Below are 16,010 nucleotides of genomic sequence, written 5' to 3' on the forward strand. Positions count from 1 at the left end.
AATACGGGATCCGGCGAAGCGGCAGCAGCAAAGAAAGTGAGTGCCGCCCCGCACAGGGGCAGTGCTAATAGACCGACGCGAAATCAGGACTTAACGAAAGCCGAAGAAAAAATACAGGAACCCTAAAGGACATCGAAAATGAACTACGAAGTGATAGTGACCTGCGCAGTAACCGGCGCTGGCGACACGACCGGCAAGCACCCTTCCATCCCAGTCACGCCGAAGCAAATAGCCGAAGCAGCGATAGAAGCGGCCCGCGCGGGCGCCACCGTCGCCCACTGCCACGTTCGCGACCCGAAGACAGGAAGAGGCAGCCGCGACCCCTCGCTATACCGCGAAGTGGTAGACCGCATCCGCTCATCGGACACGGACGTGATCATCAACCTCACCGCAGGCATGGGCGGCGACCTGGAAATCGGCGCCGGCGAAGACCCGATGCGCTTCGGCAAAGGCACCGACCTCGTCGGCGGCCTCACGCGCCTCGCGCACGTCGAAGAACTGCTGCCCGAAATCTGCACGCTCGACTGCGGCACGCTCAATTTCGGCGACGGCGACTACATCTACGTATCGACGCCCGCGCAACTGCGCGCCGGCGCCAAACGCATCCAGGAACTCGGCGTGAAGCCCGAACTGGAAATTTTCGACACGGGCCATCTGTGGTTCGCCAATCAACTTCTGAAAGAAGGCCTGCTCGACAACCCGCCGCTCTTTCAACTGTGCATGGGTATTCCGTGGGGCGCACCGCCCAACACCGGCACGATGAAAGCCATGGTCGATAACCTCCCGCCCGGCGCGCATTGGGCCGGCTTCGGCATCGGCCGCATGCAGATGCCGATGGTCGCGCAAGCGATGCTCCTCGGCGGACACGTGCGCGTCGGTCTCGAAGACAACCTGTGGCTCGATCGCGGCGTGCACGCGACCAACGGCGCGCTCGTCCAGCGCGCGGTGGAAATCATCGAGCGGCTCGGCGCACGCGCGCTCACGCCCGCGGAAGGCCGCAAGAAGCTCGGCCTCCCGGCGCGCGGCGAACGCCTGCTGGAAAAACGCATCGCGGAACAATTCGCCTGAACCGACAAGGACACGAAGACATGCAAGTCAAGCAATTCGCCGCGCTCGGCGCGGGTGTGATCGGCAGCGGCTGGGTGGCGCGCGCCCTCGGAGCAGGACTCGACGTCGCCGCGTGGGATCCCGCGCCCGGCGCCGAAGCGCAACTGCGCGCGAACGTCGCGAACGCGTGGCCGGCGCTCGAGCGCGTCGGACTGGCGCCGGGCGCGTCGCAACAACGATTGCGCTTCGTCGATACCGTCGAGGAATGCGTCGCCCATGCCGACTTCATCCAGGAAAGCGCGCCCGAACGCGAGGAACTCAAGCGCGCGCTGCACGAACGCGCGAGCCGCGCGGCGAAGCCCGATGCGATCATCGCGTCGTCGACGTCCGGCCTTCTGCCGACCGACTTCTACGCGCGCGCCGTGAATCCGCAGCGCTGCGTCGTCGGGCATCCGTTCAATCCGGTGTATCTGCTGCCGCTCGTCGAAGTGCTCGGCGGCGAAGCGACATCCGGCGAAGCGATCGATGCCGCGATGCGCTTCTACGCGTCCATCGGCATGCGGCCCTTGCGCGTGAGGAAGGAAGTGCCCGGCTTCATCGCGGACCGGCTGCTCGAAGCGCTCTGGCGCGAGGCGCTGCATCTCGTCAACGACGGCGTCGCGACAACCGGCGAAATCGACGACGCCATCCGCTACGGCGCGGGCATCCGCTGGTCGTTCATGGGCACGTTCCTGACCTACACGCTGGCGGGCGGCGAAGCGGGCATGCGACACTTCATGCAGCAGTTCGGCCCCGCGCTCGAATTGCCGTGGACGAAACTCGTCGCGCCGACACTGACCGACGAACTCATCGACCGCGTCGTCGACGGTACGTCGAATCAGACGAACGGACGCGGCATCAAGGAACTGGAGCGTTATCGCGACGACTGCATCGCGAGCGTGATCGAGGCGATCGCGCAGGCGAAAGCGCGTCACGGGATCGAAGACTAACGGAACCGCAAGGCACCACGATGACCTATCGCGACACCGTCAAACCCGAATGGGTCGACTACAACGGCCATCTGCGCGACGCGTTCTACATGCTGATCTACAGCCTCGCGACCGATGCCTTCATGGACCGCATCGGTCTCGACGACGCGGGCCGCCGCGCACGCCAGCGCACGCTCTACACGCTCGAAGCGCATGTCACGTATCTGCGCGAGATCAAGGAGGGCGCGCCGGTGCGCGTCGAGTGGCGCGTGATCGCGCATGACAAAAAGCGCGTGCATCTCTATATGGAGATGTTCGAAGGCGACGCGACGGAGGCCGTTTGCGCGTGCGAGCAGATGCTGATGCACATCGATTCGAGCGGCGCGCCGAAATCCGCATCGTTCGATGATGACATCGCCGCGCGCATCGCCGCCGAACCTGCGGTCGCGCCGAAGGACGCGCGTTACGCGGGCCGCGTGATCGGCTTGCCGGCGCGCGCTTCGTCAGCGGCCGCGCCGGCCTGAGCGCGCCACGTCCGCAGCAAGAGCGCGTTCGTGACGACGCTCACGCTCGAAAACGCCATCGCCGCGCCCGCCAACATCGGATCGAGCAGGCCGAACGCCGCGAGCGGAATGCCGATCAGGTTGTAGACGAACGCCCAGAACAGATTCTGCTGAATCTTGCGATACGTGCGCCGCGAAATATCGATCGCGTCCGCGACGAGCGCCGGATCGCCGCGCATCAGCGTGATGGCGGCCGCCTCGATCGCGACGTCGGTGCCGCTCGCCATCGCGATGCCGATATCGGCGGCGGCGAGCGCGGGCGCATCGTTGATGCCGTCGCCGGCCATCGCCACGATGCCTTCGTTCGACGCCTTGAGTTGCGCGACGACGCGCGCCTTGTCGTCGGGCAAGGTCTGCGCGAACACGCGTTCCGGCGCGATACCCAACGCGCGCGCGACGGCTTGCGCGCTGCCTTCGTTGTCGCCGGTGACGAGCGCGCTCTTCACGCCCATGCGCGCAAGACGTTCGATTGCATCGCGCGCGGTCGGCTTGACGGTATCGCCGAACGCGAGCAGCGCGAGGACTTCTCCGTCGAGATCGATCAGCCACGAGATCGTGTTCCCTTGCGCTTCGAGTTCGCGAGCGCGCGCGGCGAGCGTCGGCGGCACGTCAAAACCCAGTTCCGCGACCCAGCGCGCACTGCCGATCGCGATCCGCCGCGCGCCGACGTTCGCCTCCACGCCCCGTCCGGCGACCGCGCGCGCCGCGCTCGCCTCGAAGCGCGGTGCGTGGCTCGCGGCGGCGGCGACGGCCTTCGCCAGCGGATGCTCGCTCATGCGCTGCACGGCGGCGGCGAGTCCGAGCGCTGCGCTCCGATCCTGCCCCGGCGCGGCATCGAACGCGACGAGGCCCGGCTTGCCGACCGTCAGCGTGCCGGTCTTGTCGAATGCGACGATCTTGATCGCGTGCGCCTGTTCGAGCGCCTGCGCGTCCTTGATGAGAATGCCCTGACGCGCCGCGACGCCGGTCCCGGCCATGATCGCGGTCGGCGTCGCGAGGCCGAGCGCGCACGGGCACGCGATCACGAGCACCGCGACCGCGTTCAGCAGCGCCGTTTCGGCATCGGCGCCGTGCAGCAGCCAGCCGATGAGCGTGACGAGCGCGATCGCGAGAATCGCCGGCACGAACACCGCCGATACGCGATCGACGAGCCGCTGGATCGGCGCCTTCTCCGCCTGCGCCGATTCGACCAGACGGATGATGCGCGCGAGCGTCGTTTCCGCGCCGATCGCCGTGGTTTCGATCGCGATCGCGCCTTCGCCGTTGATCGAGCCGCCGGTCGTGCGCGCGCCGGGGTCCTTCGCGACCGGCAGGCTTTCGCCAGTAATCAGCGATTCGTCGATGTGCGTGCGGCCCTCGCGCACGATGCCGTCCACCGGCACGCGCTCGCCCGGCCGCACGATGGCGATATCGCCGATACGCACGTGAGCGAGCGGCACTTCGCGTTCGCGCGCCGGATCGTCGCGGTCGCGCACGCGGGCCTTGTCGGGACGCAGCGCGTTGAGCGCGCGGATCGCGTCGGCGGTCTGGCGCTTGGCGCGCGCTTCCAGCCATTTGCCGAAGCGCACCAGCGTGATGACGACCGCCGACGCCTCGAAGAACAGATGCTCCGTCATGCCGCCGTGCCCGAACATTTGCCAGACGGACAAGCCCCACGCCGCCGACGTGCCGAGCGCGACGAGCAGATCCATGTTGCCCGCGAACGCCCGCACCGGGCGATAGCCGCCCGCATAGAAACGCGCGCCGAAGCCGAACTGCACGACGCTCGCGAGCGCGAGTTGCAGCCACGGGTCGAGCGTGAGGCCGAACATCGGCGCGAGCAGCGGCACGGTGAGCACGGCGGACGCGAGCACGGCCGCGAGCTCGCGATCGAATCCGGAGGAAACGGCGAGCTCCGGCGCGGCGTCGGGCAGGATCGGCGCGGCCTCGTAGCCGGCTTTGGCGACGGCGGCGACGAGCTGATCGTCGGTGACGGCGGCGCTCGCGTGCACGGTCGCCTTCTCGGTCGCGAGATTGACCGCGACGCTTTCGACGCCGGGCACGCGTTTAAGCACTTTCTCGACGCGCGCGACGCACGACGCGCACGTCATCCCGCTGACGGACAATTCCGCGGTCCGCGGATGGTCGGATGCTGCTGTGGACATATCGAAACGCTCCGTTCTGGCCGGGATCGCGAAGATCCCACATAAGGAACAGTATCGACCTTCCAATGACTGGAAGGTCAAGGCCTGAATGAAGCGCGTCGTGCAATATCGAGTCCCGCCGCGCGGGAGCGCGAAATGCTACGAGAAGACCGTATTCGAAGGACGAAAAGCGCGCCATTCAGTGCTTTTGACCGGCATCTGGTGCATTCTTCGGCATGCCGCAGCGCTTTTGCTGACTTAATCTTGCCTATCGTCAGCGGATAAGTTAAAACCCGAATTTCGAGATAACGCTCGTGGCGCGCCGCGCGGGGAGTGGCAGCGGCGCCGATACGCTTCCGAGCGTGCCGCGCATCGCTCCTACGAAGATGCGTGCGAGAACCCAAATCGAAAGAAGAACTGGATTTCCATTCGAATGAAGAACAAGCGACGCTGGACGTTTCCGCTCAACACCGCAATCTGGATGAGCGTGAGTCTCGCCGGCATGGCGGTCCTTTCGGGCTGTGCGACCAAGCAGCCCGAAGCCAAGGCGACCAGCACGGGCTGGGTGAAGAATCAGGTCGCCGATGCCTATACCTTCGGCTTTCCGCTCGTCGCGTCGGATATCGCGCGCGAACGCGCCAGCGGCCGCGCCGGGCAGCCCGGCCAGACGCCGCTCAACACCTTCCGTCACGCGAGCGCGCTGCCGCCCGCCGGCGCGCCGGGCTGGGCGAGCGTCGACACGCTCGAATCGTCGGCATGGCTCGATGTGTCCGCCGATCCGGTGATCGTCACGCTGCCCGCCGCGCCGCGCGGCCGCTATCTCGACGCCCGCGCGTTCGATGCGTGGACCAACGCGCTCTATTCCAGCGCCGACACGACGCCCTATCCGAAGATGCAGCTCATCGCGTTCGTGCCCGCTGGCTGGACCGGCACGCTGCCCGCGAACGCGACGCGCGTCGAAACGCGCACACGTTACGTGTGGCTTTCGGTGCGCGTGCGCGTGAACGGCGCGCGCGACGTGCGCGAAGCGCGCAAGCTGCAGACCGCGATGCGAATCGACACGCTGACGCCCGCGAAAGGCTCCGCCGCCGATCCGACGCCGGTCGTCTCCGGCGCGTGGCCCGCGAACGGCGCGAAGCAACCCGCGGTGCCGCCGCTGCCATCCGCGCTGGCGACGATCGCGCCGGGCGCGCAGGCCGAAGCGCTCGATGCGAACGCGTTCTTCGCGCGCCTCGCCCGCTCGCTCGACGACAATCCCGCCGCCACCGACGACAGTCACGCGATCAGCCAGCTCGCCGATCTCGGCGTGAAGCCGGGCGAGCCGGTGCAGTTCAAGAAGACCGACGCACCGCTGCTCGATTCCGGTCTCGCCGATGCACGCGAGCGGCTCGAGACGACGCCGCCCAACGCGATCACGAAGAACGGTTGGACCTGGTTCGGCGATGGCGTCGGCGTCTACGGTACGGATTACACGTTGCGCGCCTATCTTGCGCGCCGGCAGACCGCGACGAGCACGAAGGAAGGCGAAGTGAAGCCGGTGACGCACGTGGACAGCGAAGGCCACGCACTCGACGGCGCGAACGCGTACACGCTGCACTTCGAGCCCGAGCAACTGCCGCCGGTGCGCGGCTTCTGGACCCTGACCGCCTACACGAAGGACGGGGCGCTCTCGGATGCGAAACTGCCGCGGCTCTCGCTTTCCGATCGCGACCGGCTGAAGAAGAATCGCGATGGCTCCATCGACGTGATCGTGTCGGCGAAGTCGCCGGGCCGCGCGCAGACAGCGAATTGGCTGCCCGCGCCCGAAGGCCAGTTCCAGCTCACGATGCGTCTTTATGCGCCCAAGCCGCAGGCGAGCGACGGCTCGTGGGCGCCGCCGTCAGTCGAACGGCAGTGATTCCGCTGCGCGCAAACAGTTGAATCGAACATGAAGGCCGCGATTTTTTCGCGGCCTTCATGCGTTTGACGCACGCTTTGGCGAACGTTTGCGGGTCGCATCGTCGTATACTCGAACATCATCTTTCCGGGGACGGCGGCTCGTCGTCGCGCATCGAATGTCGAGCATCACGAAGTCTTCTCTCGCCTCCGCCGGGCAGACGCTGCGCGGCGTCGTTCACGCGCGGCGCACGCGGCGCTTTTTCATCGGCTTGCTGATCGCGATACTCGTTATCGGCGTGCTCGGGTTCTTCGTCGCGCCGCCGGTTATCCGACATATCGCCGAGCAACAGCTCGCAAAGCAGCTCGACCGGCCCGTCAGCATCAGGCGTATTTGGCTCAATCCGTACACGCTCGATTTGGAAGCCGATGACGTCCATATCGGCGAATCGCCCGCGAATCTCGCGAAGGCGCCGGGCGCGGCGGCCGGTTTTGTCGATGTGTCGAGGCTCGTCGTGCGTACGTCGTGGGCGTCGGTGTTCAAACTCGCGCCGGTCGTCAACGAACTGAAGATCGATTCGCCGCGTATCAGCGTCGTGCGTTTCGACGGCGAGCATTTCAATTTCTCCGATCTGATCGCGAAGTTCGCGAAGCCATCGTCGCCGCCTTCGGACAAGCCTGCGCGCTTCTCGGTATCGAACATTCAGCTCGAAAACGGCCAGATCACGTTCGATGACAGGCTTCTGAGAACGAAGCACGTCGTCGACCGTTTCGCGCTCGGCATTCCGTTCATCGCGACGCTGCCGTCCGCCACCGATATCTTCGTGACGCCGCTGTTGCAGGCCCGCATCGACGGCTCGCCGCTCGTCGTGAAGGGTCGCACGAAGCCGTTTGCGCAGTCGCGCGAATCGGAAATCGCGCTCACGCTCGACGGCCTCGACGTGCCGCAGATGGCGTCTTACGCGCCGGCGTCGGTGCCGGTCGCGGTGACGAGCGGCAAGCTCTCGACCGATCTCAACGTGCGCTTCGCGATCTCGGGCGATACCCCGACGATCCGCATCGACGGCACCGCCGAGCTCGCCGATCTCGCGGTGACGGACAAGGCGAGCGCGCCGCTCATCGCGGCCCGCGCGCTGCACGTGAAGATCGCGAATGCCGAGCCGCTGCGCGATGTCTATCACCTCGACGAAGTGACGCTGTCCAATCCGGATGTCCATCTCGCGCGCGATTCGACGGGTCAACTGAACGTGCAGAAGCTGGCCGGTCCCGCGCCGAAGCCTTCAGCGGAGGAAGTCAAGAAGGAAGCGCCGCCGCTCGATCTGGCGATTCGCCACCTCGCGATTCAAGACGGCCGGATCGCGCTCGACGACCAGTTGCTCAAACAGCGTGTTGAGGCCGCGTTGACCGGCTTCGCCGTGACGCTCGACGATTTCTCGACGCTTGCCAAAACGCCCGCGAAATACACGCTCAAGACGGCATTCGACAAGGGCGGCGCGCTCGATGCATCGGGCAACGTGACGCTCGCCACGAAAACGGCGGACGCAAAGCTCGCGCTGAGCGCGTTGGCGCTGCCGCCGTTGCAGCCGTATCTCGCGAACATGGTGGCCGCGCGCGTGACGAGCGGCACGCTCGGCGCGAATCTGCCGGTGTCGGTCGACTGGAGCAAGGCGGATGGCGGCGTGCAAATCGGCGCGGGCGATGTGAAGCTCGATGCGCTCACGCTCGCGCCCGACGCGGGCGGCGGCGCGCCGATCAAGCTGGCGTCGGCGACGGCGAAGATCGCCAAGGTCGATGTGTCCGCGCGCAACGCGACGCTCGACAGCGTGCAATTGAACGGCCTCGCGCTCGATGCGACGCGCCGCAAGGACGGCAGCATCGATCTGGCCGCGCTCGCCGCGCCGCACGAAGCCGCGCCCGAGCAGTCGGCGACGCGCAGGATCCAGAAGGCGCAGGCGGCGGGGCCGGCGTGGCGGTATCGGATCGGCGAGATCGCGCTCGCCGATGCATCGGCGAATATCACCGATGAAACCACGACGAAGCCGGTCAAGCTGCGCGTCGCGCCGCTCGCGCTCAACGTCAGGCAGTTCGGCGACGATTTGACGAAACCGCTCGCCGTCGACGGCAAGCTGACGCTGAACGGCAAGGGGGCGCTCGCGATTGGCGGCAACGTCACGGTGTCGCCGCTCAAGCTCGCGTTGCACGTCAAGGGCGATCAGGTCGACGCCTCCGCGTTCGAGCCGTATTTCGGCGACATGCTCAACATCGACGTGACGAGCGCGTTTCTGAACGCGAACGGCGACGTCGCGATGTCGGGCAGCGGCAAGACGCTCGCGGCGTCCTATAAGGGCGACGTGTCGCTGACGGACGTACGCATGCTCGACAAGGCGACCTCCGACCGCTTCGCCGGCTGGAAGCTGCTCTCGCTCTCGAACGTGAAGGCGGACTACAGCGAGCGCGGCACCGATGTCGAAGCGGCGCGCGTGACCTTCGCCAAGTTCTACGGTCGGGTGCTGCTCGACGCGCAGGGCAGGTTGAACCTCAAGAGCGTCGTGGCCGGCGACAACGGCCCGCAATCGGTGACGCGCGACCGTGCGAAGGAAGAGGGCGCGTCCGCGCCGGCCGCTGCGAGCGCGACGGTGCCGGTGAAGACGGCGGCGAAGCCGTCGGGGCCGCCGGTCAACATGCGCTTCGGCCAGCTCGTGCTGCAGGACGGCCGCGTCACTTACACCGATAACTTCATCAAGCCGAACTACACCGCGAATCTCGTTGCGATCAACGGGACGATCGGCGCGTTCGGCACGCATTCGACCACGTCCGCGCCCGTCGACGTGTCGGCGAAACTCGCGGCGAACGGGCCGGTGTCGATCAAGGGGCAGGTGAATCCGCTCATCGAGAAACCCGCGCTCGATCTGACCGCGAGCGCGCATGGCGTCGAGCTGACGAATCTGACGCCGTATTCGTCGAAGTACGCGGGTTATCCGATCACGAAGGGCAAGCTCAACGTCGATCTGCATTACATGCTCGCCGACAACAAGCTCACGGCGAACAATCACTTGTTCATCGATCAGTTGACGTTCGGCGATCACGTCGACAATCCGACGGCGACGAAGCTGCCGGTGCGGCTCGCGGTGTCGCTGCTGAAGAATTCGCGCGGCGAGATCGATGTCAATATTCCGATTTCCGGCTCGCTGGACAATCCCGAGTTTTCGATCGGTGGGCTCGTGTGGCAGGCTATCGTGAATCTGGTGCAGAAGGCGGTGACCGCGCCGTTCACGCTGCTCGCGCATGCGTTCGGCGGCGGCGGCGGCGAGGATCTCAACTACATCGAATTCGATGCGGGCTCGGCCACGCTGAACGATGCCGCGCAGAAGAAGCTCGATACGATCGCGAAGGCGCTGGCGGACAAGCCGTCGGTGCGCTTGGACGTGACGGGCCGCGTCGATCCGAAGACGGACGAGCCGGCGTTGCGTTCCGCGTGGCTCGATCAACAGGTGAAGCGCGCGAAGGTGCGCGACATGTCGAGCAATGGCGAGAACGTCGACTGGAACGCGATCAAGGTGACGGACGCGGACTACGACAAGTATCTGACGAAGGCGTACAAGTCGGCCGATTTCAAGAAGCCGACGAACTTCATCGGCATGACGAAGTCGGTGCCCGATGAGGACATGAAAGCCGCGCTCACGAAGAACGCACCGGTCGACGAAGGATCGTTGCGCGATCTGGCGCAGCGTCGCGCGCAGGCGGTGCAGGAATATTTCGACGGGAAAATCGACAGCAAACGGATTTTCGTCGTCGCGCCGAAGATGAGTGCGGACGACATCAAGGACAAGGGCGCGGGTTCGCGCGTCGAACTGGGGCTGAAGTGACGAGCGTTGGCCAAACGGACGATCTGGATGAACAAAGGAATGCAAACTAATATCGGCGACACCGGGAACGATGAAGAGAACGGGAGTCAGCCGATGGGAACGCCTTATGAGAAGGACGTGGTGGCGTGGGCCTGGGAACAGGCGGCGCTGCTGCGTGCGGGGAAATTTGCGTCCATCGATATCGAGCATATCGCTGAGGAAATCGAGGACGTGGGGAAGAGTGAACAGCGGGAATTTGCAAGCAGGATGGCGATCTTGCTGGCGCATTTGCTGAAGTGGCAGTTTCAGCCGGAGCGGCGTGGCGCAAGCTGGCAAACCACGATTCGGGTGCAGCGGGAGGCAATCGGACGTCGATTGAAGAGAACGCCGAGTCTCAAGCCCATGCTTACCGAGGAGGACTGGATCGCCGATATGTGGGGCGATGCGCGGGAACAGGCGGCGAATGAAACCCGTATCGAAGTCGATACGTTTCCCGCAAGCTGTCCATGGCCGATGTCGTCAGTGCTGGAGGAGGGCTTTCTGCCCGAATAGCACCCGGGGCGCGAGCATCATTCAATGCGCCCCCGACGCCGCCCCGCCACCCCCGCCCTTCGCCACCTTCGTAATCCAGATCAGCGGAATGATCAGAATGAAGATCACCGCCGAGATCAGAAAGATATCGTTGAGTCCCATCATCGCGGCTTGCGAGTTGACGGTGAAATTGAACATGCCGCGCGCCTGCGCTTCACTCACGTCGAGCGTCGATTGCGATAGCCCGAGCGACTGCAAAAACGCCGGATTGTAGACATTCGCCTGCTCGGTGAGCCGCTCGTGATGCAGCGCGATGCGGTTGTCCCACGCATTGCCCGCGAGCGACGTTCCTACCGCGCCGCAAAACACCCGCGCGAAATTCGACAGCCCCGCCGCCGCGGGAATCTTCGACGGCGGCAAGCCCGATAGCACGATCGCCGTGAGCGGCACGAAGAACATCGCCATCGGAATGCCTTGCAGCAGCGTCGGCAAGACGAGATGCCACGTATCGATCTCGATCACGTACTTCGAGCGCAGCCAGAACACGAACGCGAAGCCGACGAACGCCGCCGTCGCGATGATGCGCGCGTCGCTGCGCGGCAGCACCTTGCCCATGATCGGCGCGAGGATCACGGCGAAAATGCCGAGCGGCGCGGTGACGAGCCCGGCGTCGATCGACCGGTAATTCAGATACTGCTGCATCCATTGCGGCAGCAACACGAGATTGCCGAAGAACACGCCGTACGCGACCGAAATCGCCACCGTGCCGCCGAAGAAATTGCGCCCGGCAAAAAGCCGCAAATCGACGACGGGATTCTTGTCCGTCAGCTCCCACACGACGAAGAACGCGAACGCGATCACCGCGACGATCGCCAGCACGACGATCAGCGGCGACGAGAACCAGTCGAGATCGCGGCCCTTGTCGAGCATGATCTGCAGCGAAGCGACCCACGAGACGAGCAGCAGAAGACCGATCACGTCGATCGGCGCCTTGCGCGTCGGCGATTCGCGGTCGCGGTAGATGATCCACGTCACGCCCGCCGCGAAGATGCCCACCGGAATGTTGATATAGAAGATCCACGACCACGAATAGCTGTCCGTGATCCAGCCGCCGAGCGCGGGACCGGCGATCGGGCCGACGGTCGCGGTCATCGCCCACAGCGAGAGCGCCATCGACGCCTTCTCTTTCGGATACGAGCCGAGCAGGATCGCCTGCGACAGCGGAATCAGCGGCCCGGCGACCGCGCCCTGCAACACGCGCGCGAAGAGCAGCACCGGCAGATTCGGCGCGAGCCCGCACAGCCACGACGACAGCACGAACATCAGGATCGCGCCGACGAAAAGACGCACCTGCCCGAGCCGCTGCGTGAGCCAGCCGGTCAGCGGAATGGAGACGGCGTTCGACGCCGCGAACACGGTGATGACCCACGTGCCCTCGTTGACGGACACGCCGAGATTGCCGGAGATCGTCGGGATCGCGACATTGGCGATCGACGAATCCAGCACGTTCATGAACGTCGCGAGCGCCACCGCGAAGGTGGCGAGAACGAGCTTGCCGCCTTCGAGCGGCGGCGGCGCGGACGGTGAGGGTGACGGTGCGGCGGCGGGTTTGGGCGTCGTCGGCGTGCTCATGCGGCTTCCATGCTTGAGGCCGCCAGCTTGCAAGACGCGGCTGGCGGCCGGAAAAGATCAAGCCGCCAGTGTGCCTGCGCTCAAAAAAAGCTGCTTACTTCGCCGAAATATCGATATCGCCCAGATACTTCTTTGCGTACTTGTCGATGGTGCCGTCCGCCTTGACCTTCTCGATCGCCGCGTTGAGCTTGGTCTTGAGCGCATCGTCGCCCTTGCGGATGCCATAGGCGATGCCGCTGCCGAGAATTTTGTCGTCGCGCACGGGCGCACCGGCGAACGCGAAGCCTTCGCCGTCCGGCTTCGACAGGAAGCCGCTCTGTCCCGCGGGCGCGAGCACGAGCGTCGCGTCGAGACGGCCGGACTTCAGATCGGCGTAGACCTGGTTCTGATCCTGATACGGCACGACCTTCACGCCGTCGTTTTCCCAGTGCGCCTTCGCGAACGTCTCCTGAATCGAGCCTTGCAGCACGCCGACGCTCTTGCCCTTCAGCGATGCCGACGTCGGCTCGATGCCGCTGCCCTTCTTCGCGATGAGCTGCGTCGGCACGCGATACACGACCGTCGTGAAATCGATCGCCTGGCGGCGCTGCTCGGTCGCGTTCATCGCCGAGTTGATCGCGTCGAACTTGCGGCCCTGCAGCGCGGGGATCAGGCCGTCGAACGAGGTCTCGACCCATTTGCACTGCATTTTCGCGGCGGCGCACACGGCATTGCCGACGTCGATGTCGAGCCCTTGCAGCTCGCCCGTCGACGATTTCGATTCGAACGGCGGATATTGCGCTTCGAGGCCGAAGCGCAGCGTATCGGCGGCAAGCGCGGCGCCGCTCGTGAACGTGCATGCGAGGAACAGCGCGCTGGCGATGTGGTTCAGTTTCATCGTGTTGGTCTCCAGGAAATCGTCAGATCGAGCAAAGGCGGCGCGCGCCTTCGATGAGCGTGTCGTCGTCCTTCGCGAACGAAAGACGGATCACGCGGTTGTCGGTGCCGTCGGTATAGAACGCCGACAGCGGAATCGTCGCGACGCGCGCCTCGCGAATCAGGCGCAGCACGAAATCGCTGTCGCCTTGATCGGAAATCGCGTCGTAACGCGCCAGCATGAAGAAACTGCCCGCACTCGGCAACAACTCGAAGCGCGATGCTTTCAGCGATTCCGCGAGCAGATCGCGCTTGTGCTGATAGAACGGCCCGAGATTCAGATAGCTCGATTCATCCGCGAGCGCTTCGGCGAAGGCCATTTGCATCGGCGTATCGGCGGAGAAGGTCATGAACTGATGAATCTTGCGGATTTCCGCCGTCAGCGCGGCGGGCGCGAGACAGTAGCCGACCCGCCAGCCCGTTACGTGATACGACTTGCCGAACGACGACACGATGACGCTGCGCTCGGCCAGCGCCGGATAACGCGCCATGCCGTGATGCAGCGCGCCGTCGAATACGACGTGCTCGTAGACTTCGTCCGACAGCACGATGATCTTCGTGTCGCGCGTGAGCGCCGCGAGCCGCTCGACGTCGGCGGATGTGAACGCGCTGCCCGTCGGGTTGTGCGGCGTGTTGACGAGGATCATGCGCGTCTTCGGCGTGATCGCGGCGGCGACCTCGTCCCAGTCGATGCGGAAATCCTGCGGCGAGAGCTTGATCGCGACGGGCTTCGCGCCCTGCAACTGCACGATCGGCGCGTAACTGTCGAACGATGGTTCGAAGTAAATCACTTCGTCGCCGGGATGCACGAGCGCGCTGATCGTCGCGTACAGGCCTTCGCTCGCGCTCGCGACGACGGTGACTTCCGTGCCCGGATCGTAGGTTGCGCCGTAGAGCTTCTGCGTTTTCACGGCGATGGCTTCGCGAAGCGCGAACACGCCGGACATCGGCGAGTACTGGTTATGTCCTGCCCGCATGGCTCGCTCGACGCCTTCGATGAGCTTCGAATCGCACGCGAAGTTCGGCGCGCCTTGCGACAGGTTGAGCGCGTGATGCTCGTCGGCCAACTGGCCGATGACGGTAAAAATGGTCGTGCCGACGTTCGGCAGCTTCGACTCGGGAATGCAGGCGCTTTGCACGGCGGATGTCTCCGGAATTGCGGTTCGACGAAAATCTGCCGTCGATTCAACCGCAGCAATAAAGCGCGGACAATCGAAACTTTGTCATACTAGCCATGCTTGCAGATCATGGCTACATGTCAAAAACCCGATGAAACCCCTGCCTTCCCTCGACGTGCTCAAAACCTTTCTGGTGGTGGCGCAGAAACTGAATTTCACGCGCGCGGCCGAGGTGCTGAACGTGACGCAGGGCGCGGTCAGCCGTCAGATCGCCGGGCTGGAGGCGCATCTCGGTTATGCGCTTTTCACGCGGCAGGCGCGCGGGCTCGCGCTCACGCATCATGGCGCGTTGCTGGTCGCGCCGTTGCAGCAGGCGTTCGGACAGATCGACGATGCCCTCGCGAAAGGCGGCGCGCAATCCGGCATTCTGCGCGTGAAGTGCCCGACCTGCGCGATGCGCTGGGTGCTGCCGCGCGTGATCCGCCTGCAGAACGAGCGGCCCGAACTGGTCGTGGAAGTGACGGCGTCGGTGGCGCATGGCGTCGAATTCAGCGCGGAGCAGTTCGACGCAGCGATCGTCTTCGGCGCGGCGCCGTCGGGGAAGGGCGCGAGCGTGCATCATCTTTTCGATGAAGTGCTGACGCCGGTTTGCGCGCCTGAATTGTGGAAGCCTAAGAAGAACGCGTCGCCAACACCCGACGATCTCGCCGGGAAAACGCTGCTGCATCCAACGCGCGACCGCCGCGACTGGCTACTGTGGCTCGGCGCTTACGGTTACGCCGGCCTGCCGTCGACGAAAGCGCAGCATTTCGACACGCTCGATCTGGCGATTTCGTCGGCGATGCAGGGTTTGGGCGTGACGATCGGCGACCTCTCGCTGATCGAAGAAGACCTGCGCGCCAGGCGCGTCATCGCGCCGTTTTCACTGTGCGTGCCGAGCGGCGCGGCGTACTACCTCGTGTATCCGGAGCGGCCCGCGCCGTCGCCCGCGTTGCAGCAGTTCGCGCAATGGCTTGCCGATGAGGCGGCGCACACGCGTGAAAATCTTCGTCGCAATCTTTGATCCGCTGCGGGTTATGGGTTAAGCACATCCTGCAGAACGTAGAACTATTCCTAAACGGCCGATGTTTGAGTTTCTTCGACTCATGGAAACTCCGTATTAAGAATAGGAATCTGCGAAAGAACTGCGAAGGATTCGACCCACTACAATCCGCACACAAAAGATGACAGGCTGCGACAGCCGCCGCCTGCGAACAGACGGAGATGCCTGGGTGCGACTCAGATCCTTCGCTTCATACGGCCCGAGCGCGAGTGCCTATGCCCGGGCGTGACATCAACGGACACCGGCAATCCGGCGAAGCCACGTCTGCCGAAAATCTGAAACGTCCGCTGC

The 16,010-nt window shown here is 64.9% G+C and carries 11 protein-coding genes; 7 read left to right on the forward strand and 4 right to left on the reverse strand.

Going from position 1 to position 16,010, the window contains the following annotated elements:
- Window positions 1–138 precede the first annotated feature (138 nt).
- The 3 genes from cdhC to NCS00_RS14320 are packed head-to-tail and all read left to right on the forward strand — an operon-like array spanning window position 139 to window position 2,539.
- Window positions 139–1,068, forward strand: coding sequence for a 3-dehydrocarnitine:acetyl-CoA trimethylamine transferase CdhC (gene cdhC / locus NCS00_RS14310; RefSeq protein WP_250440333.1), 930 nt, complete (start codon window positions 139–141; stop codon window positions 1,066–1,068).
- 20 nt (window positions 1,069–1,088) lie between these two features.
- Window positions 1,089–2,036: an L-carnitine dehydrogenase gene (locus NCS00_RS14315; RefSeq protein WP_250440336.1), complete on the forward strand. Its 948-nt coding sequence runs from the start codon at window positions 1,089–1,091 to the stop codon at window positions 2,034–2,036.
- Between the two features lie 20 nt (window positions 2,037–2,056).
- Window positions 2,057–2,539: a thioesterase family protein gene (locus NCS00_RS14320; RefSeq protein ID WP_175982930.1), complete on the forward strand. Its 483-nt coding sequence runs from the start codon at window positions 2,057–2,059 to the stop codon at window positions 2,537–2,539.
- On the opposite strand, the gene NCS00_RS14325 is transcribed toward NCS00_RS14320, so the two are convergent.
- Entirely contained in the window at window positions 2,479–4,722 is a 2,244-nt protein-coding gene (locus NCS00_RS14325) for a heavy metal translocating P-type ATPase (RefSeq protein WP_250440337.1), read from the reverse strand. The two genes, NCS00_RS14320 and NCS00_RS14325, sit on opposite strands and share 61 nt — an antisense overlap.
- Before the next feature lie 412 nt (window positions 4,723–5,134).
- On the opposite strand from NCS00_RS14325, the gene NCS00_RS14330 reads away from it, so the two are divergent.
- The 3 genes from NCS00_RS14330 (at window position 5,135) to NCS00_RS14340 (ending at window position 10,973) form a co-directional block, all read left to right on the forward strand.
- A complete protein-coding gene (locus tag NCS00_RS14330; protein ID WP_250436328.1) occupies window positions 5,135–6,598 on the forward strand; it encodes a DUF1254 domain-containing protein in 1,464 nt (487 codons plus the stop codon).
- A 157-nt stretch (window positions 6,599–6,755) separates the two neighbouring features.
- On the forward strand, window positions 6,756–10,442 hold the full coding sequence (locus NCS00_RS14335; protein ID WP_250440338.1) for a DUF748 domain-containing protein: 3,687 nt from the start codon (window positions 6,756–6,758) through the stop codon (window positions 10,440–10,442).
- A 93-nt stretch (window positions 10,443–10,535) separates the two neighbouring features.
- Window positions 10,536–10,973 carry a DUF29 domain-containing protein gene (locus tag NCS00_RS14340; RefSeq protein ID WP_175982964.1) on the forward strand — a complete coding sequence of 146 codons (438 nt, stop codon included), beginning with the start codon at window positions 10,536–10,538 and terminating at the stop codon, window positions 10,971–10,973.
- 21 nt (window positions 10,974–10,994) lie between these two features.
- Here the strand turns inward: NCS00_RS14340 and NCS00_RS14345 are convergent, their stop codons facing one another.
- From NCS00_RS14345 to NCS00_RS14355, 3 genes are all read right to left on the reverse strand, one after another.
- The gene (locus NCS00_RS14345) at window positions 10,995–12,584 is read right to left on the reverse strand and encodes a DHA2 family efflux MFS transporter permease subunit (protein ID WP_008354125.1); all 1,590 of its coding nucleotides are present in this window, start codon (window positions 12,582–12,584) and stop codon (window positions 10,995–10,997) included.
- 94 nt (window positions 12,585–12,678) lie between these two features.
- Window positions 12,679–13,461 carry an ABC transporter substrate-binding protein gene (locus NCS00_RS14350; RefSeq protein WP_008354124.1) on the reverse strand — a complete coding sequence of 261 codons (783 nt, stop codon included), beginning with the start codon at window positions 13,459–13,461 and terminating at the stop codon, window positions 12,679–12,681.
- A 22-nt stretch (window positions 13,462–13,483) separates the two neighbouring features.
- A complete protein-coding gene (locus NCS00_RS14355) occupies window positions 13,484–14,638 on the reverse strand; it encodes a methionine aminotransferase (protein WP_250440339.1) in 1,155 nt (384 codons plus the stop codon).
- A gap of 130 nt (window positions 14,639–14,768) precedes the next feature.
- Here NCS00_RS14355 and NCS00_RS14360 point away from each other — a divergent pair, with 130 nt between their 5' ends.
- Complete coding sequence (locus tag NCS00_RS14360) at window positions 14,769–15,680, forward strand: LysR substrate-binding domain-containing protein (RefSeq protein ID WP_034473137.1); 912 nt, start codon at window positions 14,769–14,771, stop codon at window positions 15,678–15,680.
- Window positions 15,681–16,010: the final 330 nt, after the last annotated feature.

Source organism: Caballeronia sp. AZ1_KS37, from assembly GCF_023631165.1.
GTDB classification, from domain to species: domain Bacteria; phylum Pseudomonadota; class Gammaproteobacteria; order Burkholderiales; family Burkholderiaceae; genus Caballeronia; species Caballeronia zhejiangensis.